Origin of the sequence: Leptolyngbya sp. FACHB-671, assembly GCF_014695745.1 — a bacterium.
Taxonomy (GTDB): Bacteria; Cyanobacteriota; Cyanobacteriia; order Elainellales; family Elainellaceae; genus JAAUTN01.
This window is the reverse complement of the sequence record NZ_JACJOV010000162.1, coordinates 11813-33403: the sequence shown is the minus strand read 5'-3', so window position 1 is coordinate 33403 and position 21591 is coordinate 11813. Positions and strand designations below refer to the sequence as shown.

Genomic DNA, 21591 nt, shown 5'->3' with positions numbered 1-21591 from the left:
TGATGGTTACGTATGTTGCTGCATGATCCTCTGTTCATCTCCCGCCAACTGCTTACTGTCCTAGGAACCCGGCTGTTTGCATATCACCAAGATCGGGTTCCGCAGAGTAGTGCGATTCTAGTTGTGAGCAATCATCGCAGCTTTATGGATGCGCCACTGCTGATGGCGGCGATTAATCGCCCGATTCGGTTTGCCTGTCACCACTACATGGGGCAAGTACCTCTGATGCGCGAGGTGGTGACGCGAATGGGCTGTTTCCCTTTAGATGCACCCCAACAGCGTCAACAGGCGTTTTTTGATCAGGCGACCCGACTTTTGCAAACTAAACAGGCTGTAGGTGTGTTTCCAGAAGGGGCACAGCCGATGATTCAGGTCACAGCAGCAGAAAAGTTAGGGGAGTTTCATCGTGGCTTTGCTCATTTAGCTTTACGTGCCCCAATTCAAGAGCTGGCGGTTTTGCCAGTGGCGATCGCCTCTTACGAGGAAAGTACCAATTCTGCAGTTCCACTCAAGCTTTTGAGCTGGTTTGACCCATCCGAACCGCTATTTGACCAGGACGGTTGGCACCCGATGGTGGTTTACCAGCGGGTACATATTTTGGTGGGACGACCTTTGTGGATTACAGCGTCTCAGCGCCAGAGTTATCAGGGAAAGCAGGCAAGAACAGTCGTCGCAGACTTAACCGCTCATTGCCATTCAGAAATCAGCAGCTTGTTAAGCCAGGGTTATTAACATGTCAGCAATTCCTCGTCAGGTTTATTTCCGCACTCCTCGCAAAACTAAACCTGAAGCGCCTTTGTTTGTTTTCCTTCCCGGTTTAGATGGCACGGGTGAACTGCTGCGTGTGCAGACCGAAGGCTTGGAACCTACTTTTGATATTCGCTGTTTGGCAATTCCCCCAACCGACATGACAGGCTGGGATCAGCTTGCCGAACAGGTTTTGGCACTAATTCGGACGGAATTGGAAGGAGAGCATCACCGCCCAATTTACCTCTGTGGAGAATCGTTTGGCGGCTGTCTGGCAATGAAAGTAGCGTTGCGATCGCCCCAATTGTTTCATCGAATTATTCTAGTTAACCCTGCCTCTTCTTTTGCCCGTCGCCCCTGGATGCAATGGGGATCGCTAGTTACTCAATGGCTGCCAGAGCCTCTATATGAGTTGTCCTGCTATGGATTGTTGCCTTTTCTGTCATCGTTAGGGCAAATTGAGGCAGGCGATCGCCGTGCCCTAATCGAAGCAATGCTATCAGTTCCCCAGCAGGCATCTATTTGGCGGCTGTCGCTCTTACGCGAGTTCAGGGTTACTGCCAATCAGTTAAAGCAGCTAAAACAGCCTGTTTTGCTAATTGGCAGTCGGCGCGATCGCCTTCTGCCTTCTGCCTCAGAAGTGCAGATCTTGGCGCGACATCTTCCGAATGCAAGAGTCTTGATTTTGCCCAATAGCGGTCATGCGTGTTTGCTAGAGTCAGACATCAATCTATATCAAATGATGCGAGACCGCGATTTTATGAAGGACAGTCACTCTATGAGCTTAGAAGGCTCTACGGCTGTGTTCTCTGCTGCTTCTTCGTAGCTTCTGCAAATGGCAGTGCTTCTTTGCCCCTACTCTGATTTATGGGGCTACAGCGACTAATCCTAAGTTCGCAGCGATCGTCTCAGCAGTTCTCGCTGCTGGGGTGACAGGGAGCCAATGATTTGTTTTGCTTGAGCAACGTCCATCTTTCGTAGCAGTGATAGTAGCTCTGCTTGTAGCATTTCCGCAGTTGAGGAAACGGGTATATGTGACTCATTAGCTTCTGGGTGTCGGCATACTCCAGCGTCACAATTTAGCCCAAACTGTCGCCAGTAAAGCGTTGGTACAACCCAGCCCCGTTGCCCAAAATATTCATGATTCAGCAGACTCGACTCCAGATATGCCTTAGGAGATTCGTACTGCTTTTGCTGCCGGGGATAAGGAACGGTAAAACAGCCAAACGCCTTGCGATATTCTTCCGAATCGAGCAGGGCCATAATGACTTGTTTTACTCCTTGCTTTAGCAAAATGTTGCTGTAAAGCTCAATCTCCGCCTGGTCAAACGGTGCGCGACCCATGAAATGCTTAAAGCACCAATCCAGGAATTTTAGGTTAGAGCAATTAAAATAAAACGCTTTAAGATAAGCTTCAGACTGACCTAATTCTTTAAGAAATCGCCGTACTCCAATCTTATCGGTGAGAAAGTTTTTCTCTGCTTGCGCCAGACTTCTTCGCTCGAAACTGTAGGGCTGTCGTTCGAGAACTTGTTGATAAATCTGATGCAGCGCAGATTGCCGTTCTTCAACTGGAGAATGGCGACTAACTGTAACTGGGGTAACATTTTCCATGCGAAAGACCGCTCCATTGATTGCGTTTAGGGTTGAATGGAATGGCTGAAGATCGCAGGTGTGGTTAGGAAAGCGTAAATTTAAGCGTGAGATTGGAGAGAGGTAATGACGCTCTCTAAGTAGGGGCGAACCAAGCTACTGCTTATAGCGGGTAAGTTGGTGTGAATCGCTTCTTGAAGATAACGATAGGCCACCATACATTGAGCATTTTTCTTGTGGGCCATGAGAATGGTGTCCAACCAGGACATCATCTGCTCTTTGAAGAAAATTTCATCGTCCCGTAAGATTGATAGAGCAACATAACGAAGCACTTCTGTCATGTCGTATTGACAGCGCTGCCCATGTTTCTGAATCAGTTCTGGATAAACTTGGGCTAGTTTTCGCAGTGCTTGTAAAACCAGCTTTTGGTTTTGGTCACGTAAGTACTGATAAGTTTCCAGGCGAGTTGTATAGCTTTGAAGATAGTGCTCTAGGGGTTGAAGCCCTTGAGCATCAAGGTAGCTACCATCTGCCTCTAAAACTTTTTGCTCCAAAATTCGATTGAGAGTATGCATAACAAGCTGAGATCAAGTGAAGAGTGTGATCCAAACTGAGGGCTAAAGACCCTACCTGCAAATGCGGGAAAGGTGGCTAGTTAAAGCGACTCTAAGTTTAGGGGATTAGCTAGATAAGAGGTTTAAATTTAGGCGGAGCGTGATAATTCTGTCGCTTATTTTCTAGACTGCCCTGGAGAGAAAGGCATTGCTATAAATTGATGTGTTTCTAAACAAGTTGATGCGATTCTTAATACGGGTCTTTGCCATAGGATAAAGTGATGGACGTGCCGGTAGAGCGATTTGGTAGAGCGATCAGGTTTTAGAATGCATTCCGATTCAGGCAAGCAGCAGGTTGTGATCAAAATAGAGGCTGAGCTTTTAGAGCGGTTAGATCGGTTGACGGGCGATCGCAATCAAGCGATTGAGTCTGCCATTCGGCTCTGGTGCGACCAGCAGTCTGACAACGTGGGTAAGATACTGCAACGGTCAGCTCAGGTGCATCAGCAGCGCCATGACAATGACGAAACAGGCTGGTTAGTGTAGTTGGTCGATGTAGAGGGAGCGCAACCGTGGAAGTGTTTGCTCAGGCTTACGAATATGCCGCTACCAACGTAGGCGAGTTAGTTACTGCACTGAGACAACACTTTTTGCTGGTGCTGGTGCCGCTGGCGATTGGACTGATTGTGGGTTTGCCGCTGGGGTTGTGGAGCGCGCGATCGCGTTCAGCGTCCACGGTTCTGATCAATGGCTTTAATGCGCTGCGGGTGATCCCCAGTCTGGCGATTCTATTTCTGGCAATTCCCTATTTTGGGCTGAGTTTTCAGTCAGCGGCGATCGCCCTTACCCTGCTAGTCATGCCCCCCATCTTAATTAGCACCGATGTCGCCTTTCGTAACATCGACCCGATGATCCGAGAAGCTGCTTACGGCATGGGAATGGCTCCGGGACAGGTACTTCGCCTGGTCGAGATTCCACTGGCGTTGCCCGTGATTATCGCTGGGATCAAAACAGCAACCGTGGAAGTGATTGCTAGCGCCACCCTTGCAGCTTTCATTGGAGCAGGCGGGCTAGGAAGTTTCATTGTCTTAGGATTTGCCCTTTACGACAATTCTGTTTTGTTGGTTGGAGCGATCCCAGTTGCGCTTCTGGCACTATTAGCTGAAATCGGGTTAGGAACATTGCAAAGATTTCTACAGCCACCTACGGGTTGAGCTGAATCACAAGCAAAGATGCGATTATCAGCAAGTGTTTGCGTGAAGGATCTCTAGCTCGGATTGGGCAACTTATCTAACTGTCTCTTTTGAGCACGAGTAGTTTGTTGAATGCGTCTACCGGGATTTGCTGCCCATTCTAGGGCTAGCAATGCACCATTGATGATGAAGGCGAGTAGGGAGACGGCGATCGCCCCTGCCCAGATTTTGTCGTAGCGCCCAGCCTGGTTGATTCCGTCAAACAGCAGGGTGCCTAACCCGCCTGCCCCAAACTTTGCGCCAATGGTGGCAATGGCGATCGCTACGATCGCTGCAATTCGCAGCCCCGCCAAGAAGATGGGCAAAATCAGCGGTACCTGAACTCGCCACCAGCGCTGCCAAAGACTCATTCCCATGCCTCTGGCTGCTTCTAAAATGGCTGGCTTAATCGATTGCAGCCCGACTGCCAGATTTCTTACCAGAATCACCTGTGTGTAGATCACCATTGCCGCAATGACTGACTGTGCGTCCAGTCCAAAAATCGGCACCAGCAGAATAATCAGTGCCAAACTGGGAACCGTGTAGAGAATCCCCAGCACTCCCAGAACTGGAACGTTTAGCCAGCGATAGCGGGTGATCAGCAGCGCTAAGGGGAGGGCGATCGCCACGGCAATAACCAGCGTCAAACTCGTCATCTGGAGATGCTGTAGCACCAGATTCCAAACGATTCCAGGGTTTTTGAGGATGTAGCTCATGGGTAGAAGCTAGGATAGGTTGGCGCTGTCCAGTGGCTAAATTCTAGGCAATCCTAAATTCTAGGCATCAATGTTCAATGACTCATTCTCAGCGTTCGGATTTCAATTCCTACAGTCCTCACCAAGATTTGGTCGAGCAGCTAGATTTGCTGATTCGGGCACGCTACCCTTTACTCTACATCGTGGCTGCCGAAGAAGAACCCGTTGAGGCAGTTTTGCGTCAGGTTGCGGTTCAGGCTCAGCCAGCGCGAAAGCTGTTGCTGTGGGATATTGTGCGCGGTTGGGAGGACAGCGGCTCAGACAAGGGTTCGCTCATGGGTGCGCTAAGTCGAATTGGCAAGGCAGATGTCGAAGAAGTCGCGATCTTTGTGCTGCGAGATCTGCATCCATTTCTAAATAGCTCAATCAGTGAAAAAAGTGCGCCCATTGTACGAGCGCTAAAAAATCTAGCGCGAGAGCTAAAGCGCAACCGTAAAACCATTGTTTTACTCAGCCATACGCTAGCTTTGCCGCCTGAGCTAGTGCAAGAAATCACTGTAATTGATTTTCCATTGCCCACTGCCCAGGAAATTGATTACCTTATTTCACAAGGAATAGCGCCCGAAAACCTAAAGATTTCAGGTTTGTCCAAAGAGCAGCTTGTAAAAGCTTGTCTGGGTTTGAGCCGAACTAAAATTCAGCGGATTTTGGCAAAGGCTATTGCTGCAAAAGAGCAGGTGAATGAGACGGACATCGTGCATGTGCTGGAGGAAAAAAAGCAAGCCATTCGTCAAACTGAGATTTTGGAATTTTTTACAACTCAGGATTCGCTCAAAAGTGTCGGCGGGCTAGAAAATCTAAAGCTTTGGGTACGGATGCGACAGGGGGTGTTTACTGAAGAGGCTCGGCGGTTCGGCATTCCTAACCCCAAAGGTGTGCTATTGGTTGGCATTCAGGGTACGGGCAAGTCGCTCTCTGCCAAAACGATCGCCCACGAATGGCGCTTACCCCTGCTGCGGTTGGACTCTGGACGGCTGTTTGGCGGTATCGTAGGCGAAAGTGAGAACCGGACGAGACAGATGATTCAGCTTGCAGAGGCGATCGCCCCCTGTGTTCTCTGGATTGACGAAATCGACAAAGCCTTTGGCAACATTACCAGCGGTGCAGATGGAGACTCTGGCACTAGCCGTCGCGTCTTTGGCAGCCTGATTACCTGGATGCAAGAGAAAACGGCTCCTGTTTTCATCGTCGCCACGGCAAACAATGTGCAAATTCTGCCTGCTGAACTGCTGCGAAAGGGGCGATTCGACGAAATTTTCTTTCTGAATCTGCCAACTGAGCCAGAGCGTGAGGAAATTTTTAAGGTGCATTTGCAGCGACTTCGTCCCAATCGGCTGCGAGAATTTGATTTGAGCCTGCTAGCTCGGCAAACCAAAAACTTTAGTGGTGCAGAAATCGAACAGGTGGTGATTGACGGAATGCATCGGGCATTTGGTCAGGGTAAACCTGGACAGCGACAGGACTTCACCACAGAAGACATTATTATGGCGATCGAGGAAACGGTGCCTCTAGCGGCGATCGCCCATCACCAAATCGAAGCACTCAAACGTTGGGCTGCTGAAGCTGGAGCCAGAACAGCCTCTAAAGATGTGCAGCTTACCGAAGAATTGAAGCGATATACCTTACAGCAAGGGATTCAATCTTTGGAAGTCGATTGAGCTATTTTGGAACTGAGTTTTAGTTCTTCATTTCACTTCTTTGCTATGTCACACTTTACCTGCATCAAAACTCAGCTCAAGGATCAAAATGCACTGATTAAAGCTTTAGCAGATATGGGTTTAGGGCAGGTTGAAGCGTTTGACACTGCCGAGCATCTTTATGGCTATCGGGGCGATATTCGTCCACAAGCGGCTGAAATAATTGTTCGACGACGCTACATTGGTCCGCTTAGCAACGACATTGGTTTTCAGCGTCAAGCTGACGGCACCTTTGAAGCAATCATTTCTGAATACGATCGCTCCAAATATTCTCAACAGTGGCTCAACCAATTAACCCAACGCTATGGCTATCACACCCTCATAGCAACTGCTCCCACGCAAGGTTTCACCATTGAAGAAGAGGAAATTCTAGAAGACGGCACGATTCGAGTAGTGGTTGGAAAATGGGTGTAGGAGATTTCGTAGGGGCAACGCATTCAGTAAAGATGTGCTGCAATCATCAAAATTTTGCGGCCGAATGCTTCGCCCCTCCCCGTCGTACCCCGCCTCAAACGGCTCTAACCTTGTCGAGCAGCTACTCCTAGCTGCTGGAACAGCATACTTGGCAGGTAAGCCCCTCCGCCGACCCACTCTGGAGTACTTCCTAGGTCAGCCAGGTGTTGGAAGGCTTCAAAAATATTACCTGCGACCATCGTATTTTTGACCCGACCGACAATTTTGCCCTTTTCCACCTTGTAGCCCAAGTCCAGGTTGACCGAAAACTCTCCAGCAAGCTGGTTTGACTGTCCTGCACCCAAAACCTGATCGACAATCAGTCCTTCATCCATGCTGGCAATCAAGTCTTCGGTAGAAGTGCCACCCGGAGCAACGCAGAAATTCACCATATCAGGGCCGGGACGCGACAATCCACCCCGAAAGCCATTGCCAGTCGGCTCCGTTTCAGTACGGGCAGCCCAGCGACGATCCCAGTAAAATCCTTTGACTGTACCCTGGTCAATGTAAGCTTTGCGGCGAGTCGGCGTACCTTCATCATCAAACGCACAGGCAGAAACGCCGATCGTGGGATCTTCAAACACGGTCAGGCGCTTGTCAAACAGCGTCTCGCCAACTTTATCGGCTAGCGGTGAAGCCTTTTGTGCCACAACCTGACCCGAAAGCACCGTTTCAAATAAGCCACCTAGCGAACTGGCTGCTGCTCTGGGGGTAAACAGCACCGGGAAAGAGCCGCTGGTAATGTTGGCATTTTGCTCTGCCCAGCGATATTTCTGCAGCAGTTCTGCCAGAATGCGGTCATAGTCAGGGATGCGATCGCGCCCCACATCGTAGCTGTATGCCTGAAGAAAGTCTTCACCGCGCACTAAATTTCCTGAAATGCTGGCGCTGGTCGTCTGGCTAGCCCGCTCTGCATACACGCCCTTGCTGGTAGCGATTTTTGCTTGCCCGGAGCGGACGTGAAAACCGACGTCTACGAGAATCTCTGAATTGTAATCGTGAACCGATTGGATCAGGCGATCGCCCACTTCCACCAGTTCCTGAGTCGCAGGCGGCACATAGCCCGCATCACCCGCACCATTCTGACTATGCAGTTCATCAGCAAAGTCAAACTCAGCCACACTGCCAATTTCTGCCGTTTGCACCGCCGCATCGACCAAATCTTCGAGGCGAGTCAGGTCAGTTGAGCTAGCAAACCCCAACCTGCCATTGCAAATTACCCGCAGTGCTACACCTTTTAAGGCTTTGGTTTGCAGTGCTTTCAGCCGATTATTCTCAAACTCAATTGGCGTGTCTTGGCTAGACAGGTAATACACTTCTGCCGACTCAGTTCGTGGGGCAGCCAATTTCAAAATTTGCTCTAAGGTAGAATCGCTCACAATGTTCGGGGGGTAATGGGCAAGGGAAGTATTCAGATCTTAACTAAACCAAAGCAGGCTCCCTATAGTGAGGGCGATCGCCGCTAGCGCCACCCAAATGAAAGCATTATCTTTGGTGTTGACCTGACTCAGATCAATCGGTTCGGGGTCAGGTTGAGGGCGCGGACGAGATGGACGTTTGGCAGGAGTGGGATAGCTTGTGCCGCCTTTGTTGCCTTCAGACTCGTCTAGGGCTGCCAGGTCAGGAATTTCGCTCAGCCATTCGGGACGGGTCTTGAGTAGGGGGGCTTTGAGAATGTAGAGCAGGCGCTTGCCTTGCTTACGGGTTTCATAGTCGGGATGGCGGCTGACCGTTTCACAAAGGGCGATCGCCTCTTGGCGCTGTCCTGCGGCCTCGTAGGCAGTGATTAGCCAGACCAGCACCTCCCCACCAAAGGCGGTGTTTCTCGCTACCAGGCTGGCAGCTTTCTCTAAACATTGAACCGACTGGCGGTATGCCCCTCGCTCGAAGGCCGCTTTGCCCGTCTGGTACTGCACTTTTGCAGCTTCTAGGTTTTCTGAACTCACGATTTACTCAGTCAAGAATTCGGTTAAGGATCGAGTCAATGCGATCGCTACTTCAATTTTAAAGGGCAACGGATTTTAGGTTGGGGCAGGCAGTTGCCAATCTAAAACCTAAAATTGAAATTAGGGCGAACTCTACCCGATGCAAAAACTCGTTTCAAGGCTTCGTCTTGAAATGGAGGGTGAGAAGCTCTGCCTCCAGGAACCAAATGGCAGAGAAACTTTAAAGGCATTCCCAAGTCAAGCTTGGGAACGGAATATTGAAGGATCGTTTTTTGTTGATGGACTCTTGAGGTAGACCAATGCTCCAAGCTCTTAATCCGTTCCGCTCTAGTTGGCATAAGCCCTTGCTAACTCTCAGTACTCTAGCGCTGGGTGCTGCTGCCTTCACTATTGATGCCTCCTCCGCAGTGGCCGACACAGTTATCATTCGCAGGAATGGCACGATTCGAGTTAGACCTTCTGTAATCTACGATGACTACTCGTCTCGGACGACTATCCTTCGCACAGAACGCTACTGCTATCCCTATTACGGCGTGACTCCAATTAATGAGCGTCCTACTTCAGGGCTGGTGAACTGCTCTTCTAGCGGCTCGACGTTAAGGAATCCAGTCATTGTTGACTCAACGATCATCGACTCGACATTGATCAATCCAGTCATCATCAACTCTGACCGGGTTAACACTAGAACGATTCGGATACGTTAGCAGCGTAGGTTCAATCAAGATAGAACGTTAGCGATCGCCCCTAGAGCGAGGACCCCGGGACATGGCGATCGCCCGTTTATCTACCATCGTCATCATGGCAGGCATATCGCGTGAGACTTTTTGTGCCAGGTTAAGCTCCGATACGGCTATGTCAAACGTTTTGCCGCGAGTCATGCAATAGCCAATGTCCTCCACTTCTGTCCAGGTTAGGTCGCTCTCGATGTAAGCTTTAGTCATTGCAATCAGGAGATCCTGGTAATTGTTGCCTTCCTCCAGCGTCAACATCGTGTGAGGAATATCCAAAATCCGGTCAAATCGCTGATACCAGCATTTGGGCTGATATTTAACGCCTGACTCAAATAGCGATCGGTGATCATGATTGCCCACTGCAATATCACTTTCACTAGAAATTGCAAACGTGGGGGCGATCGGACCTCGACGCGATCGCTTCAAAATATCCGTTCCCATCAACAAGAACACTCGCAGCGCCGGAATCATAAATCCGTTGTAGCCATATCGCGCTGCCTCAGGCTTGGGATTCACCCACTCGTTGTAAGAGTCGAGGTTGCGAACAAACAGGTCAATTACTTTACTACTACTGCTGAGAAATGCAGCATACAAGATGGCACGAGAAATCACTTGAGGACGCTCTACGGCTAGCCAACCCGCCAACGTTCCCCCGCCCGACAAGCCACCCACTACAACCTGCCCACCCAGCGTTTGGGCTAGCTGAAGCCACTGCAAAGCAAACTTTTGGTAATCTTCGGCTTTGGTAGGTAGCGGTGGCGGATTATCTTTACCCCAATCACCTGCCAACCCGTGTCCTGGCATTCGCGGAATTAGGACGTTGTACCCAGCCCGAAACAGTGCTTCTGCCATTGGCACAAACTGATATGGTCCAGCCGTAAAGCCATGAAAAAACAGACAGGTTTTGGCAGCAGGCGCAGGTTGAAAATAAAAGCGAGAGCGACAGGCTTCATTGCGGACGGGCAATGCATCTTCACGGGCTTTGATGTCACGGACTACAGCTGAGGTGATAGCAGAGTAGCTGGGCATAGGGAAGTTGAGGAAGAGAGGGGTAGAGGTGATGAATTGCCGTTCTGGTCACACTCGCCAGTCGCGAACGTGATGCACAACTTGGGAAATGTTATAAATTAGACCTCCATCATTGTATGAAGGTTCTAATGGAACGTCTTTAGCCGTTTCGGGCGATTCTCTCTAGCCTTGTCGGAGGATGCTCAAGACATAAATTCTGATGCAACTAGCATGGAGCCAATTCCAGCGTCAGTAAAGATTTCTAGCAGCAGAGCGTGGGGAATGCGTCCGTCGATGATGTGGGCCGCTCGGACTCCTTGAGCGAGCGATCGCACACAGCAATTCACTTTAGGAATCATTCCGCCTGACACGACCCCCGATTCAATTAACTGACGAGCTTGTTGAATATCCAGTTTGGCAATCAGGCTAGACGGATCGTGATAGTCCTGCAAAATTCCGGGTGTGTCAGTCAATAAAATCAGCTTCTCTGCACCCAGTGCTGCCGCCAGTTCACCTGCCACGGTGTCAGCATTAATGTTGTAAGCCTGTCCCGTATCATCCGCTGCCACACTAGAGACAATCGGAATGTAGCCGGAATTCACCAAGGATTCCAGGACGCTGGCATCAATGCTGCTGACATCCCCTACAAAACCGATTCCTGCGTCATTTTGGGGACGTGCCTTAATCAGATTGGCATCCTTGCCACACAGCCCGATCGCAGAGCCTCCTGCCTGGTTGATCAGGGACACAATTTCTTTGTTGACTCGACCGACCAGCACCATTTCCACCACGTCCATTGTGGCAGCATCCGTTACCCGCAACCCGTTCTTAAATTGCGGCTCAATGCCTAATTTGCCCAACCAAGAGTTGATTTCGGGTCCGCCACCGTGAACCACAACAGGACGCAAGCCGACGCAAGCCAGAAACACAATATCTCGCATCACTTTGGCTTTGAGCATGCTGTCTTTCATTGCTGCGCCGCCATACTTGACCACTACAGTACGTCCGGCAAACTGCTGAATGTAGGGCAGGGCTTCACTCAGGACTCGGACACGAGTTGCTTCGGCTTTTTGGATATATTCACTATCGAGATAGTCTTCGCTGATCATCGGCAACTGAATTTTGTGAAGGGGTTGAATGCAGTTTAGAGGAGGTTGCCACACTCAACAATGTCAGATTTAACTTTGTCGGATTTAACTTTTAGGTGAACGGCGATCGCTCGGTTTGATTGTTTTGTCTATTTCTTCCAAAACTCGACTGGCGACATAGCTAGGCGGAGCGCTGCCATTGATTCTGACGCGCACGTCAGCCTGAGCATAGAGGTGCTGTCGCTGTTCCAGGAGGGTTTGCAGCTTTTGCATCGGGTCGGGGGTTTGCAGCAGTGGGCGGGTCGTGTTGCCCTTGAGCCGCAGGTAAAGCTGATCGATGGGCACGTCTAGCCAAACCACAATGCCGTGATGCAAGTAGCTCCAGTTTTGCCGCTGAAGCACAATGCCACCTCCGGTGGCGATCGCCAGTCTTGTGTAAGCCGATAACTCTGACAATACCTGCGTCTCAATCCGCCGAAATGCTTCTTCGCCTGACTCGGCAAAGACTTCCGACACTGACTTTCCAGTTAACTGCTCAATCATGGCATCAGTATCAAAAAAGCGATACTTCAGCCGTTTTGCCAAAATGCGTCCGATGGTTGTCTTGCCTGCCCCCATCATGCCAACCAGATAGAGGTTGACCCCCTTCAACAGATGCTTCTCGGTCACATCGCTGAGTGGGTTAATTTCGTATGAAGATCCTGCCATTGTTCCTGCCACAGCAAATTCTTAAGATTTAGTTTATCGAGATTATGGCAAGATTACAGGTCGCTTTTGTGGGCATTAGGGATTAACGACGGGGGCGATCGCCTTCATCCTCAAAATCGTCCTCAAAATCCCAATCTTCCTCGTCCAAGTCTTGACGGGAAGCAGGTTCATTATCCAGTTCATCGAGCGATCGCGCGGGCGGAATGATTACCCGGTAGTCTGCGTCATACACCGATTCGGTTTTACCCACGCCAGAGTCACTCGGCTCTCGGTAGCTATAGGAATAGACCGAACCCGACTGATAGCTAGTCTTGGGATCTCGGCGCACCTCATAGTCCGTTTGCTGCGGCTGAGCAGGACTTGGGGGAGGCGCATCCGGCTCCTCTTCCCAGTCCTCCCACTCCTCCCGTTCCTCTGGCTCCTGAATATAGGTTTGGGAATTGTAGGACGAACTCGAATAGGATGAACTCGCTTGAGGACTTGCCTGAGCAGGTGGCGTATCTACAGGTTCCTCATAATCCTGCCAGTCTTCCCACTCTTCTACAGGAGCACCAACATTTTCCCAATCATTGCTAAAGTCAAAGCTTGATTTAGGTTTAGGCGATGCTGACTGGGTGTAGCTGGTGGTTGTGTCAGTGGAGGCTGCCGCTGTAGCAGCAGTTGAATAAGACGAATTCTGCGATTCAGCCCAGCCTTTGTCCCACGATTCATCGGCTGAAGTAGAACGGCTGGTTTCGCGTGGGGCAGCAGGACGGCGAGTGCGCGGGGCAGAAAAAGTACTAGAAATTCCAAATAGTGCTGCGATAACCAGTGTAGTGAAGGCTCCAGCAGCGATCGCCCCTACCATCCACGCTGCCAACGGAAATGCCTGCGTCTGCACTCCCAAAATCACCAGCGGCACCGCAGGTGACCAGTTTTGCAGAGCAAATAGCGTTAACCCTCCCAGGATGGCAAGCAGCAGCGCAAGGCGAATTACTGGCACGGCTTATCCTCCAGTGGGCGATCGACTGTGAATAATCGGACAGCGGGCAGTAGACGGTAGGTATTCACAATCCTCAGTATAGGATTGATGGCGCAACCGTTGCATCAAGGGAAGGAGGAAGGGGAGCGATGCGAAGCGATTCCCCCTTAGGGGGAATCGCTCCTCTACATCTACGCTTCATCTCCCAAGTGTCCTTCCCAGCGCTTGATTGGTACACAATTGATGTCTAACTGATCGAGCGCTCTAGCTACAACAAAATCGACTAAGTCCTCAATGGTTTGAGGATTGTGATACCAGGCAGGAATGGCAGGAACGATTCTAGCTCCGGATTCTGCCAGAGTGGTTAGGTTTCGCAGATGAATCAGGCTAAATGGTGTTTCGCGGGGCACCAGCACCAGTTTGCGCCCTTCTTTAAGCTGCACATCTGCCGCCCGTTCTAACAGGTCAGAACTGAGTCCTGCAGCTAGTTTGCCAATGGTACTCATGCTACAGGGCATAATCACCATACCCAGGGTGCGGAATGAACCACTGGCAATGTTTGCACCAACGTCGCCCCAGGGATGACAGTGCAGTTTGCCGCCCGTTTCAACCTGGGCTTGCGATCGCCAAAACTGCTCTTGCTGAACAGCTTCTAAAGGCATTCGCACATTTTGCTCAGCTTGCCAAACCATGTAGGTCGATTTGGAGGCAACTAACTCAACCGAGTAGTCTGCCTCCAGCAAATATTTCAGGGCACGAACGGCATAGATTAGTCCAGAGGCTCCAGTAATTCCTAAAATTAGCGGTTTGTTTGAAGTCGATGTTGCAGGTGAAGTTAGAGACACGCAATTACACAGAGCAATGACACCAGGGAATACCCCTGTTTTTAATCATAAGCCTCTGACGGTTGCTCGTTTTCTGGCTCTAGCTCCGGCTCAAGGGGTGAAACATCATCTACATCGTCATCGGTGGCTTCACTGCCGCCACCGACCGCCACTAGGTCAATCTGCTGACGATAGTAGTCCACGCTCTTGACTTGAACTTCAACGCGATCGCCCAGTCGGTACTGCTTGCGGTTTTTGCGGCCGACCAGCTTTTGCTGACGAGAACGGTACTCATACCAGTCATCCTTCAGGGAACTGACGTGTACCAAGCCTTCGACTAGCAGTTCCTCGATTTCCACAAAAAAGCCGTAGGACTGCACTCCAGTGATTAGACCGTGGAACACTTCCCCGGTATGCTCCTGCATAAATTCGGCTTTCTTCAGCCCTTCCAGGTCAGCTTCAGCTTCCTGAGCCAGTTTTTCTCGCTCACTCAGATGCACCGCAACTGCCGAGAAATGTTCCTCTAGCTCACTTTGAATTTCGGGCGGCAGCACATTCCAGGTGATTTGCCCGTGACAAGAGCTGCTGCGGAGATCCACGGATTCTTTAGAGCGAGTTGAACGGCGATCGCGCCCAAATTCAAACACCGCGTTCAGCACCCGGTGCACCAGCAAGTCGGGATAGCGGCGCATCGGCGATGTGAAGTGCGTATAGCCCTGCTCTAGCGCCAATCCAAAATGATTTCCCGGCGTAGTGCTATAAATTGCAGGCTTAAATGTAGACAGCAGCAGGTAGGTCAATACTTTCTCTGCTCTCGATTCAGCAAACTCCCGCAGCAACCGTTGATAGTCACGTGGATGTACCGCATCCTCTTCTTCCAGGTGAGTGTCGATACCCATATTGCCTACCAACTTCAGCAATTCCTGCACATCAGCAGGGTCAGGGGTACGGTGAACTCGATAAATTCCTGGCACCTGGAGTGCCTGAAGGTGAGATGCAACCACCTGATTTGCCAGAATCATCAGTTCTGTAACGATAGAACGGGCTGGCAGTAGGGACGAAACCACCATTGCCCCTAACGCTCCCTCGTCGTCATACTGAAACTTAGGCGAAAGGTATTTGCCGAGTTCTGGATTGCTTTCGTTCGGAAAGATTTTTTCGGGCAGGTTTAGCTCAAATGCACCCCGCTGCCGTCGCTGTTCTCGAATGGCTTGGCTCAGAGCAAACAGTTGATCTAGCAGTTCAAAAACGGGCGTAAACTCCTGTAGCTCCTCCAGAGAGGGCAGCGGATAGCTCAATGTTGGATCTGTTTCAGGAGATTGGTTACGCTGCAAAATCGCCTGAACTTGCTGGTAGTTCAGCTGATGGTGAATTTGAATAGCGCTGGGCTGGATTTCAAATTCGAGCAATTGTCCGGTCTGATCCACTGTCAGCAATACCGAAATCGTGAGGCGGTCCTGATTCGGTGCTAGAGCACAGCAGCGGCGAATTTGCTCTGGAAACATTGGCAACACGGTTTCGCCTAGATAAACCGACGTGCCTCGCCGCTGAGCTTCTACATCTAGCGGCGACTGAGGTTCTACATAGAAAGCGACATCAGCAATGTGAACGCCAATGCGCCAGCGATCGCCATCGAGTTTCTCCAATGTCAAAGCATCATCGATTGCCGGTCCGGAGGGTGAACTTGGTCCATCAATGGTAATTGCAGGCAAGCTACGCAGGTCTAGCCGCTTCTTTAAATCGCCTTTACGCAGCTTGGTTGGCAGGGCTTTAGCCGCTTCTATCACCGTTTCAGAAAAGCTACGCGGCAAGTCATGTTTGCAGCAAACAATGTCAATGTCAGAAGCCGCCTGAGCATCACTTCCTAAGATCTGAGCAACTCTGCCAAGGGGCGGCAGTTGCCCCAGAGGGTAGCGCAAAATTTCAACGTGAACCAGCTGATCAACCGCATCTTCCAGTTTGCCGCCATTCGATTTAAGGTCAAGCTCAAACAACAGTCGATCATCCAAAGGAACAGCGCGATAGCTGCTGTCTGCCTGTTTAACCCTTGCCAAGACTGAAGAGTTAGCCCGCTCTAAAATCAACCGCACCTCTCCTTCAGGGCTGCGTCTGCGACTACCTTCCTTAGTCACTTTGACTAGGACGCGATCGCCATTCCAGGCTGTATTCAGTTGGCTCTCGCGAACGTAGATATCCTCAGCCCCTTCCTTGTCTTGAATGGCAAAGCAAAAACCTTTACTAGAGCAGCGCAGCTTGCCCTCAACGACATCTTCTTCAAATACGCGGCGGTATTTGCCTCGCTCCTTCACTAAAATGCCGATCTTCTCCAAAGCATCCAGGGCAATTTGTAGCTTACGGATACTGGCATCATCCTCACAATTGAGCTTTTTTTCTAAAGCTTTGGGGGCTACTAGTTTGTCATCCGTAAAGTTTGCCAGCAGCGACGCGATCGAAAATTCCATGCAGCGATTGATCCTTCTCTGTAAGTTTGGTGTTTTGACCTTGTTCTTTTGCTGTCTGAGTGAGCCACGAGCCTGTCTTGAGTAAGCTCATTGCCCTCTTTAATGCTCTCACGAGCCCAATCTGAACTTGGCGATCGCAGTATCAAGCAGCTCAAAGTCCTGCTTCTGCGTAGCCAACCTTCTCACCGCTGTTGCAGCTTTCCTTGCAATCAGGGCATGAAAATCAAACAATGACCCGAAAAGCGATTGCATCGTTCGTTCCATCAGTTTGCTGAAAATGCTTTAGCTCCGCAATCTGAAAATGGGAGCAATGACATCAGTGACAGCAATGAGTGGGCGACAGTGCAGCTAAGGGGGGACAACGGTAGCTAACACCGAATTAGGTCAACTATGTTGGAGAAGTGCAAAAAATTTCGGCTAATTTGCACTCTGTACACTGTATTTATATTTCGTAATTAGCGCGAAGCTGTCAAATCCTGCCGAAAAATTTACTTAGATTCATAATATATCTATCTTGAAGTTCTAATTAGAGTGCGCCTCGCACAGCCGATTCACCCTGCATCTAATTCAGAACTAAACATATAGCGATAGTCGGAATAGCCGTGACTCCAAAACTCACCGTTGTCCAGTCACGATATACGCTACACGCTTACCAATATTTGTAGCGTGGTCTGCCATCCGCTCCAGGTGACGAATCACTAACACGAGCAGCACAATTGGCTCGATCGCCCCCTGAATGTTGGTTTGGTTTGCCAGCAGGGTATACAATTCCTCATAGTCTGAATCAACGTCATCATCCTTAACCTTGATATCCAAACCTGATTCTGCATCCAGATTGGAAAGTGCTGCTAGACTCATCGCCAGCATTGCCCGACAGCGATCGGACATCACCTGCACCCGATCCATACAGGGATGAACTGGGTAAGGAAACAGCTTCATCGCAATTTCTCCCAGATCATCAGCATAGTCGCCAATTCTTTCCAAATCGCGCACAAGCTGCATGAGAGCACTAAGCAATCGCAGATCTTGAGTCACAGGAGCCTGAAGCGCCATCAGATTCACGCAGTCAAGCTCAATCTGTCGGTAAAACTGGTCAATCTGTTTATCTTGTTGGGCAATTTGCTTGGCCGCATCTAGATCTCGCTCAAATAGAGCTTTGCGGGCAAGCCAGCAGGAATTTTCGACTAGCGCACCCATACGTAAAACGTCACGCTGTAAGCGTCTGAGCTGTCGTTCAAACTGAATTCGAGTAGGTTGAGAAGCGTTCAAGGAGATTCTCGCGAAGCTTAGGTGCAGTAGATACAGAAACGGGAAAATTCACAAATCACGAAAATTGGATGATTTGATAACCCTAAAAGTCCCCAAATTTTAAGTTTTCAAACCAGTATAGACATTTCAACAGGAAGAGAGCAGATAAAAATGTATGGAGCAAACAGAACCGAAGCAGACAGGGTAAAGCCGAGAGGGGTTTTAGCGGGTTAGCGATAAGACAGCACAGGTGAAGCTTGCCTCTGTTACATCATGTGACAAATTGTTCAAGAATGACGTGATTTAGCCGACAGTGATGAACGTTGGCGCAAAGCCTACGAAGTAGAACATATTGCCCATCAAATCAGGAGTTTTTCAGCTATGTCATTATCAGATACCCAAATCTTTATTGCATTGGTCGTTGCTTTAATCCCTGGCGTTATGGCGTTTCGGCTCTCTACAGAGCTCTACAAGTAACGCTCTGTGGCGCGAAGCGCTACCCCGTTCATAAATTCTGGGCGTAGAAATTTATTTCCGCGTCCAGAATTTGTATAGGGAGACTGAAATCAGTTAGAGATAAATGGATTGTGAGAGGTACATTTTTTCAGTGTAACGCTCACAATCCATTTGAAGTTGCTATACTTCAGCTCACAACGGCTCACAGAGTTATAGTCATTTTCTAGAAATGCCCGAAAGCTGTCTTTAATTTTCAAAAGGAATTTTCAAAAGGGTTGCTTTTACTGTCCCATCTGATCTAGCCTCAACCTGTTAGTTCAGCTCATACCCCTTCGGGGTGTTTTGATTCCTTTTCCGAGGCGAGTATGCTCTCAATTAGGGGTTTTCTCGGATTCGGCAGTCCCCTTGGATAGAGCAATATTCAACATCATGAACGCAACCCAGCCCTCTAGACCTCCACTCCACATCGCGCCCCCCGCTCAACGCTCTGTACCTCGGACAAGGCGACAACCGCAGCAGCGCCACCAACCCCATCAAGTTGTGGCGACTGAAGTTGGAGTAAAGCTGGCAGTGAACGTGGTTTTGGCGATCGCTGCTGTTTCTGCTTTGGTCAAGCTCATTCCCTACAACCTGACCCAGCAAGCAAAGCTGCGTGAGCTAACGACTGAGGTTGCTGCGGTTGAAGGGCGTGTTGATCAGATCCAGACAGACTTTAACCGACATTTTGATCCGCGTCAGGCGACTAGTGTGATGCAGGAGCAAACTAGCAGAATTGAACCTGGGCAACGTCCTATCGTCTGGGTTGATCCGCCTAGCTCCGACTCTAGTGCGCAATGACACAACAAGGGATTGGGAGATTGAAGGGAGTCCCTCCCTTGGCACGGGTAGTATGTCTCTAGTAGCCTTGGCTACACAGGCAGCTATTCTGTTTTGACAGCCCCCCTTTCGGTCATGGCGATTCAAAAATTTCCGCTGGCAACTCTGCAAAAGGTTAGACAGTACATCAAAAATACGTTACTCCTACCCAAGTCGGAGCAACATTGGACTTGGACTAGTTCTAAGTCGGCAGATAAATTGCCTGAACCAAATTCTTTAGATGCTCTAGGCGATTTGTTTAAGTTTGGGGGAGTGATTGAAAGCCAGTTGACCTCTCCTAGACCTTCTGGTCATTGGCTAGTTAGCACCCTTAACCCAGGCACCGCCCTGGCAAAGCTGCCGGGATTGAAGCTCAAACCAGGATTTCGGCTCATTAGCTATCTCTACCGAGCTGAGGTAGACGGTGCGGGGGTTGTCTGGGCAATTCCAGAAGCGTTTGGGACGACAGCCCAGCTTGAAAAGCCGATCGCCATGGCAGGTGCTCTCGATCAACCGCCTAAACCCGAATCGGCCCTGACAAATTTTATGCAGGCGATTGAGGGCGATCGCTCTCCTCAGTCTTTTATCATCGCCTCACTCCTACGGCGAGAATTGCTAGAAATTGGGGCACTAGGTCAACACCGCAACTGGAGCCATCACCGTTTAATCGATGAGCCACCTGCTCAGGTCAACTGGCAGTGGAGCACCGAGCAGCCCAAAGACCTCTCGCCTAAAGTACGGCTCTTGCCAGACCAGGCAGCAGTCGAGTTTTTTACTTGTCGCACTGTTGCCCCTATTGCCCTGTTTCGTCACATCGACCAATACTTGCCGGGTCAATACAAGGCTAACAGCATCGATCGAGTCGTGGCGATTGCACAACGATAAGGAATGCAAAATTCAACTATTGCTACAAAAGGCTAATATTTAGCCAGAAAGCCACTTGATTTTGGTGATTAAACCGAAATAGAACGATTTTCTACCTAGAGAATGACTTACAGCTCAGCTTAATGATGCAAAGTTAAGTTCATAAGCAACAGCAACCCTCGCTTTGGGGACGAACTTTTCAAACAGTATGAACATCGATCACGTTCATTTCTATGTTGAAGACGCAATAGCGTGGCGCGATTGGTTTGTTTATACTCTTGGCTTCTACTCAATTGCAGGGCACTCTACGCTTCACACTCACACAGAGGTTGTTAGAAACGGCAAAATCTATTTTGTCATTTCGTCGCCGCTGACCGATTCTAGCCCCGCCTCTGACTATCTCAGCTTGCACCCTGCTGGCATTGCAGATGTTGCTTTTCAGGTTGTGAATTTAGAGCAGGCGATCGCCACCGCAACCGCTCACGGAGCGCAACTGCTGCACCCCATTCAAACAGAACAGCAATCTCAAGGCTGTTTGAAATGGGCCAGCATATCCGGTTGGGGCGACCTGACGCACACTTTAGTAGAGCGATCAGGATTTACATCCCTACTCCCTCACCGGGCTGAGCCAGGACAGGAAGTTGAACAACTCATCAGGCTGGATCTGAGCCAGTATCTTTCCACCCAACAAGAGGTGTTACCCAACTTCATTGACATCGACCATGTCGTGTTGAATGTTGCAGCCGGAAGTTTAGCAGACGCTGTACTTTGGTACGAAAAAACATTGGGATTTGAACGACAGCAAACCTTTGCAATCCAGACAGAACGTTCAGGTTTGTCCAGTCAGGTTCTAGTTCACCCCGAAAGTGGGGTAAAGTTTCCAATCAACGAACCTGCTTCAGCAACCTCCCAAATTCAAGAATTTTTAGATGTTCATCAGGGTTCTGGAGTACAGCACATTGCCCTCCAGACTGGGGATATCGTGCAGACCATTGCCCATCTGCGCCAACGGGGGCTAAACTTTCTGCCCGTTCCCCTCACTTATTACAGCCAGTTGCGCCAGCGACCTGGGTTTTGCCTAGCAGAATCAGAGTGGCAGGCGATCGCCCAACAGCAAGTGCTAGCAGACTGGTCAGAAGACACCCCCCAGGCAATGCTGCTACAAGCTTTCACTCAACCAATCTTTGAGCAACCTACCTTTTTCTTTGAGATCATTGAGCGCCAAACCTACTGCTACGCCGAACGTTTGACCCAGGCAGAAGGATTTGGGGAAGGTAATTTCCGAGCCTTGTTTGAGGCGATCGAACGTGAACAGATTAAGCGTGGTAATCTTACTTAGAGTGAGGAATTAGAAATTCAAAATTTCAACTAAGAGACTTCCCCACCCTAAGCCTCTAAAAACTTCTAAT

At 49.8% G+C, this 21591-nt stretch carries 22 protein-coding genes and 1 pseudogene; 11 read left to right on the top strand and 12 right to left on the bottom strand.

The genetic code is table 11. The features are described from left to right. Positions 1–12 precede the first annotated feature (12 nt). Positions 13–732 carry a lysophospholipid acyltransferase family protein gene (locus tag H6F93_RS30145; RefSeq protein ID WP_190689214.1) on the top strand — a complete coding sequence of 240 codons (720 nt, stop codon included), beginning with the start codon at positions 13–15 and terminating at the stop codon, positions 730–732. A gap of 1 nt (position 733) precedes the next feature. Then, entirely contained in the window at positions 734–1573 is an 840-nt protein-coding gene (locus tag H6F93_RS30140; RefSeq protein WP_190689211.1) for an alpha/beta fold hydrolase, read from the top strand. A gap of 62 nt (positions 1574–1635) precedes the next feature. Here the strand turns inward: H6F93_RS30140 and H6F93_RS30135 are convergent, their stop codons facing one another. Together H6F93_RS30135 and H6F93_RS30130 are read right to left on the bottom strand one after the other, a co-directional pair. Continuing rightward, positions 1636–2361 (bottom strand): phycobilisome rod-core linker polypeptide, encoded by a 726-nt coding sequence (locus H6F93_RS30135; protein WP_190689208.1) that lies wholly within the window; start codon positions 2359–2361, stop codon positions 1636–1638. Positions 2362–2441: 80 nt separating this feature from the next. Further along, positions 2442–2915, bottom strand: a complete 474-nt coding sequence (locus H6F93_RS30130) for a bilin-binding protein (protein WP_190689203.1) — start codon at positions 2913–2915, stop codon at positions 2442–2444. A 306-nt stretch (positions 2916–3221) separates the two neighbouring features. On the opposite strand from H6F93_RS30130, the gene H6F93_RS30125 reads away from it, so the two are divergent. Both H6F93_RS30125 and H6F93_RS30120 read left to right on the top strand, forming a co-directional pair. After that, on the top strand, positions 3222–3440 hold the full coding sequence (locus H6F93_RS30125; RefSeq protein ID WP_190644695.1) for a hypothetical protein: 219 nt from the start codon (positions 3222–3224) through the stop codon (positions 3438–3440). A gap of 26 nt (positions 3441–3466) precedes the next feature. Then, the gene (locus tag H6F93_RS30120; RefSeq protein ID WP_190644694.1) at positions 3467–4108 is read left to right on the top strand and encodes an ABC transporter permease subunit; all 642 of its coding nucleotides are present in this window, start codon (positions 3467–3469) and stop codon (positions 4106–4108) included. 53 nt (positions 4109–4161) lie between these two features. Here the strand turns inward: H6F93_RS30120 and H6F93_RS30115 are convergent, their stop codons facing one another. Further along, entirely contained in the window at positions 4162–4842 is a 681-nt protein-coding gene (locus tag H6F93_RS30115; RefSeq protein ID WP_190644693.1) for an ABC transporter permease, read from the bottom strand. A gap of 77 nt (positions 4843–4919) precedes the next feature. On the opposite strand from H6F93_RS30115, the gene H6F93_RS30110 reads away from it, so the two are divergent. Both H6F93_RS30110 and H6F93_RS30105 read left to right on the top strand, forming a co-directional pair. Next, entirely contained in the window at positions 4920–6539 is a 1620-nt protein-coding gene (locus H6F93_RS30110; protein ID WP_190689200.1) for a Ycf46 family AAA ATPase, read from the top strand. A gap of 45 nt (positions 6540–6584) precedes the next feature. Beyond that, positions 6585–6992 carry a DUF1257 domain-containing protein gene (locus H6F93_RS30105; RefSeq protein ID WP_190689197.1) on the top strand — a complete coding sequence of 136 codons (408 nt, stop codon included), beginning with the start codon at positions 6585–6587 and terminating at the stop codon, positions 6990–6992. A gap of 104 nt (positions 6993–7096) precedes the next feature. Here H6F93_RS30105 and H6F93_RS30100 read toward each other — a convergent pair whose 3' ends face one another. Next, the gene (locus H6F93_RS30100) at positions 7097–8410 is read right to left on the bottom strand and encodes a metallopeptidase TldD-related protein (protein ID WP_190689194.1); all 1314 of its coding nucleotides are present in this window, start codon (positions 8408–8410) and stop codon (positions 7097–7099) included. 39 nt (positions 8411–8449) lie between these two features. Beyond that, positions 8450–8977: a hypothetical protein gene (locus H6F93_RS30095; RefSeq protein ID WP_190689191.1), complete on the bottom strand. Its 528-nt coding sequence runs from the start codon at positions 8975–8977 to the stop codon at positions 8450–8452. Between the two features lie 299 nt (positions 8978–9276). Between H6F93_RS30095 and H6F93_RS30090 the strand changes: the two genes are divergently transcribed. Then, a complete protein-coding gene (locus H6F93_RS30090; RefSeq protein ID WP_190689188.1) occupies positions 9277–9681 on the top strand; it encodes a hypothetical protein in 405 nt (134 codons plus the stop codon). A gap of 27 nt (positions 9682–9708) precedes the next feature. Here H6F93_RS30090 and H6F93_RS30085 read toward each other — a convergent pair. The 7 genes and pseudogenes from H6F93_RS30085 to phoU form a co-directional block, all read right to left on the bottom strand. Beyond that, positions 9709–10608 (bottom strand): annotated as a pseudogene (locus H6F93_RS30085) (alpha/beta hydrolase); the annotation flags it as partial. Between the two features lie 311 nt (positions 10609–10919). After that, a complete protein-coding gene (gene argB, locus H6F93_RS30080) occupies positions 10920–11825 on the bottom strand; it encodes an acetylglutamate kinase (protein ID WP_190644686.1) in 906 nt (301 codons plus the stop codon). An 84-nt stretch (positions 11826–11909) separates the two neighbouring features. Further along, positions 11910–12512, bottom strand: a complete 603-nt coding sequence (locus H6F93_RS30075; protein ID WP_190644685.1) for a shikimate kinase — start codon at positions 12510–12512, stop codon at positions 11910–11912. 82 nt (positions 12513–12594) lie between these two features. Continuing rightward, positions 12595–13494 (bottom strand): LapA family protein, encoded by a 900-nt coding sequence (locus H6F93_RS30070; protein WP_190689181.1) that lies wholly within the window; start codon positions 13492–13494, stop codon positions 12595–12597. A gap of 170 nt (positions 13495–13664) precedes the next feature. After that, entirely contained in the window at positions 13665–14318 is a 654-nt protein-coding gene (locus H6F93_RS30065) for a UbiX family flavin prenyltransferase (protein WP_190689178.1), read from the bottom strand. Between the two features lie 41 nt (positions 14319–14359). Next, a complete protein-coding gene (locus tag H6F93_RS30060; RefSeq protein ID WP_190689175.1) occupies positions 14360–16759 on the bottom strand; it encodes a ribonuclease R family protein in 2400 nt (799 codons plus the stop codon). 615 nt (positions 16760–17374) lie between these two features. After that, complete coding sequence (gene phoU / locus H6F93_RS30055) at positions 17375–18028, bottom strand: phosphate signaling complex protein PhoU (RefSeq protein ID WP_190644681.1); 654 nt, start codon at positions 18026–18028, stop codon at positions 17375–17377. Between the two features lie 360 nt (positions 18029–18388). Between phoU and psaM the strand changes: the two genes are divergently transcribed. The 4 genes from psaM (at position 18389) to hppD (ending at position 21521) form a co-directional block, all read left to right on the top strand. Beyond that, a complete protein-coding gene (psaM, locus tag H6F93_RS30050) occupies positions 18389–18484 on the top strand; it encodes a photosystem I reaction center subunit XII (protein WP_190644680.1) in 96 nt (31 codons plus the stop codon). Positions 18485–18892: 408 nt separating this feature from the next. Beyond that, a complete protein-coding gene (locus H6F93_RS30045; RefSeq protein WP_190644679.1) occupies positions 18893–19300 on the top strand; it encodes a slr1601 family putative cell division protein in 408 nt (135 codons plus the stop codon). Between the two features lie 114 nt (positions 19301–19414). Next, a complete protein-coding gene (locus H6F93_RS30040) occupies positions 19415–20203 on the top strand; it encodes a hypothetical protein (protein WP_190689172.1) in 789 nt (262 codons plus the stop codon). Positions 20204–20390: 187 nt separating this feature from the next. Next, on the top strand, positions 20391–21521 hold the full coding sequence (gene hppD, locus H6F93_RS30035; RefSeq protein WP_190644677.1) for a 4-hydroxyphenylpyruvate dioxygenase: 1131 nt from the start codon (positions 20391–20393) through the stop codon (positions 21519–21521). Positions 21522–21591 lie beyond the last annotated feature (70 nt).

Bases quoted from the DNA above. Each gene is read 5' to 3' on its own strand.
- H6F93_RS30145 (WP_190689214.1), top strand. From the start codon at position 13: ATGTTGCTGCATGATCCTCTGTTCATCTCCCGCCAACTGCTTACTGTC.
- H6F93_RS30140 (WP_190689211.1), top strand. From the start codon at position 734: ATGTCAGCAATTCCTCGTCAGGTTTATTTCCGCACTCCTCGCAAAACT.
- H6F93_RS30135 (WP_190689208.1), bottom strand. From the start codon at position 2,361: ATGGAAAATGTTACCCCAGTTACAGTTAGTCGCCATTCTCCAGTTGAA.
- H6F93_RS30130 (WP_190689203.1), bottom strand. From the start codon at position 2,915: ATGCATACTCTCAATCGAATTTTGGAGCAAAAAGTTTTAGAGGCAGAT.
- H6F93_RS30125 (WP_190644695.1), top strand. From the start codon at position 3,222: ATGCATTCCGATTCAGGCAAGCAGCAGGTTGTGATCAAAATAGAGGCT.
- H6F93_RS30115 (WP_190644693.1), bottom strand. From the start codon at position 4,842: ATGAGCTACATCCTCAAAAACCCTGGAATCGTTTGGAATCTGGTGCTA.
- H6F93_RS30110 (WP_190689200.1), top strand. From the start codon at position 4,920: ATGACTCATTCTCAGCGTTCGGATTTCAATTCCTACAGTCCTCACCAA.
- H6F93_RS30105 (WP_190689197.1), top strand. From the start codon at position 6,585: ATGTCACACTTTACCTGCATCAAAACTCAGCTCAAGGATCAAAATGCA.
- H6F93_RS30090 (WP_190689188.1), top strand. From the start codon at position 9,277: ATGCTCCAAGCTCTTAATCCGTTCCGCTCTAGTTGGCATAAGCCCTTG.
- argB (WP_190644686.1), bottom strand. From the start codon at position 11,825: ATGATCAGCGAAGACTATCTCGATAGTGAATATATCCAAAAAGCCGAA.
- H6F93_RS30075 (WP_190644685.1), bottom strand. From the start codon at position 12,512: ATGGCAGGATCTTCATACGAAATTAACCCACTCAGCGATGTGACCGAG.
- H6F93_RS30060 (WP_190689175.1), bottom strand. From the start codon at position 16,759: ATGGAATTTTCGATCGCGTCGCTGCTGGCAAACTTTACGGATGACAAA.
- psaM (WP_190644680.1), top strand. From the start codon at position 18,389: ATGTCATTATCAGATACCCAAATCTTTATTGCATTGGTCGTTGCTTTA.
- H6F93_RS30045 (WP_190644679.1), top strand. From the start codon at position 18,893: ATGAACGCAACCCAGCCCTCTAGACCTCCACTCCACATCGCGCCCCCC.
- H6F93_RS30040 (WP_190689172.1), top strand. From the start codon at position 19,415: ATGGCGATTCAAAAATTTCCGCTGGCAACTCTGCAAAAGGTTAGACAG.
- hppD (WP_190644677.1), top strand. From the start codon at position 20,391: ATGAACATCGATCACGTTCATTTCTATGTTGAAGACGCAATAGCGTGG.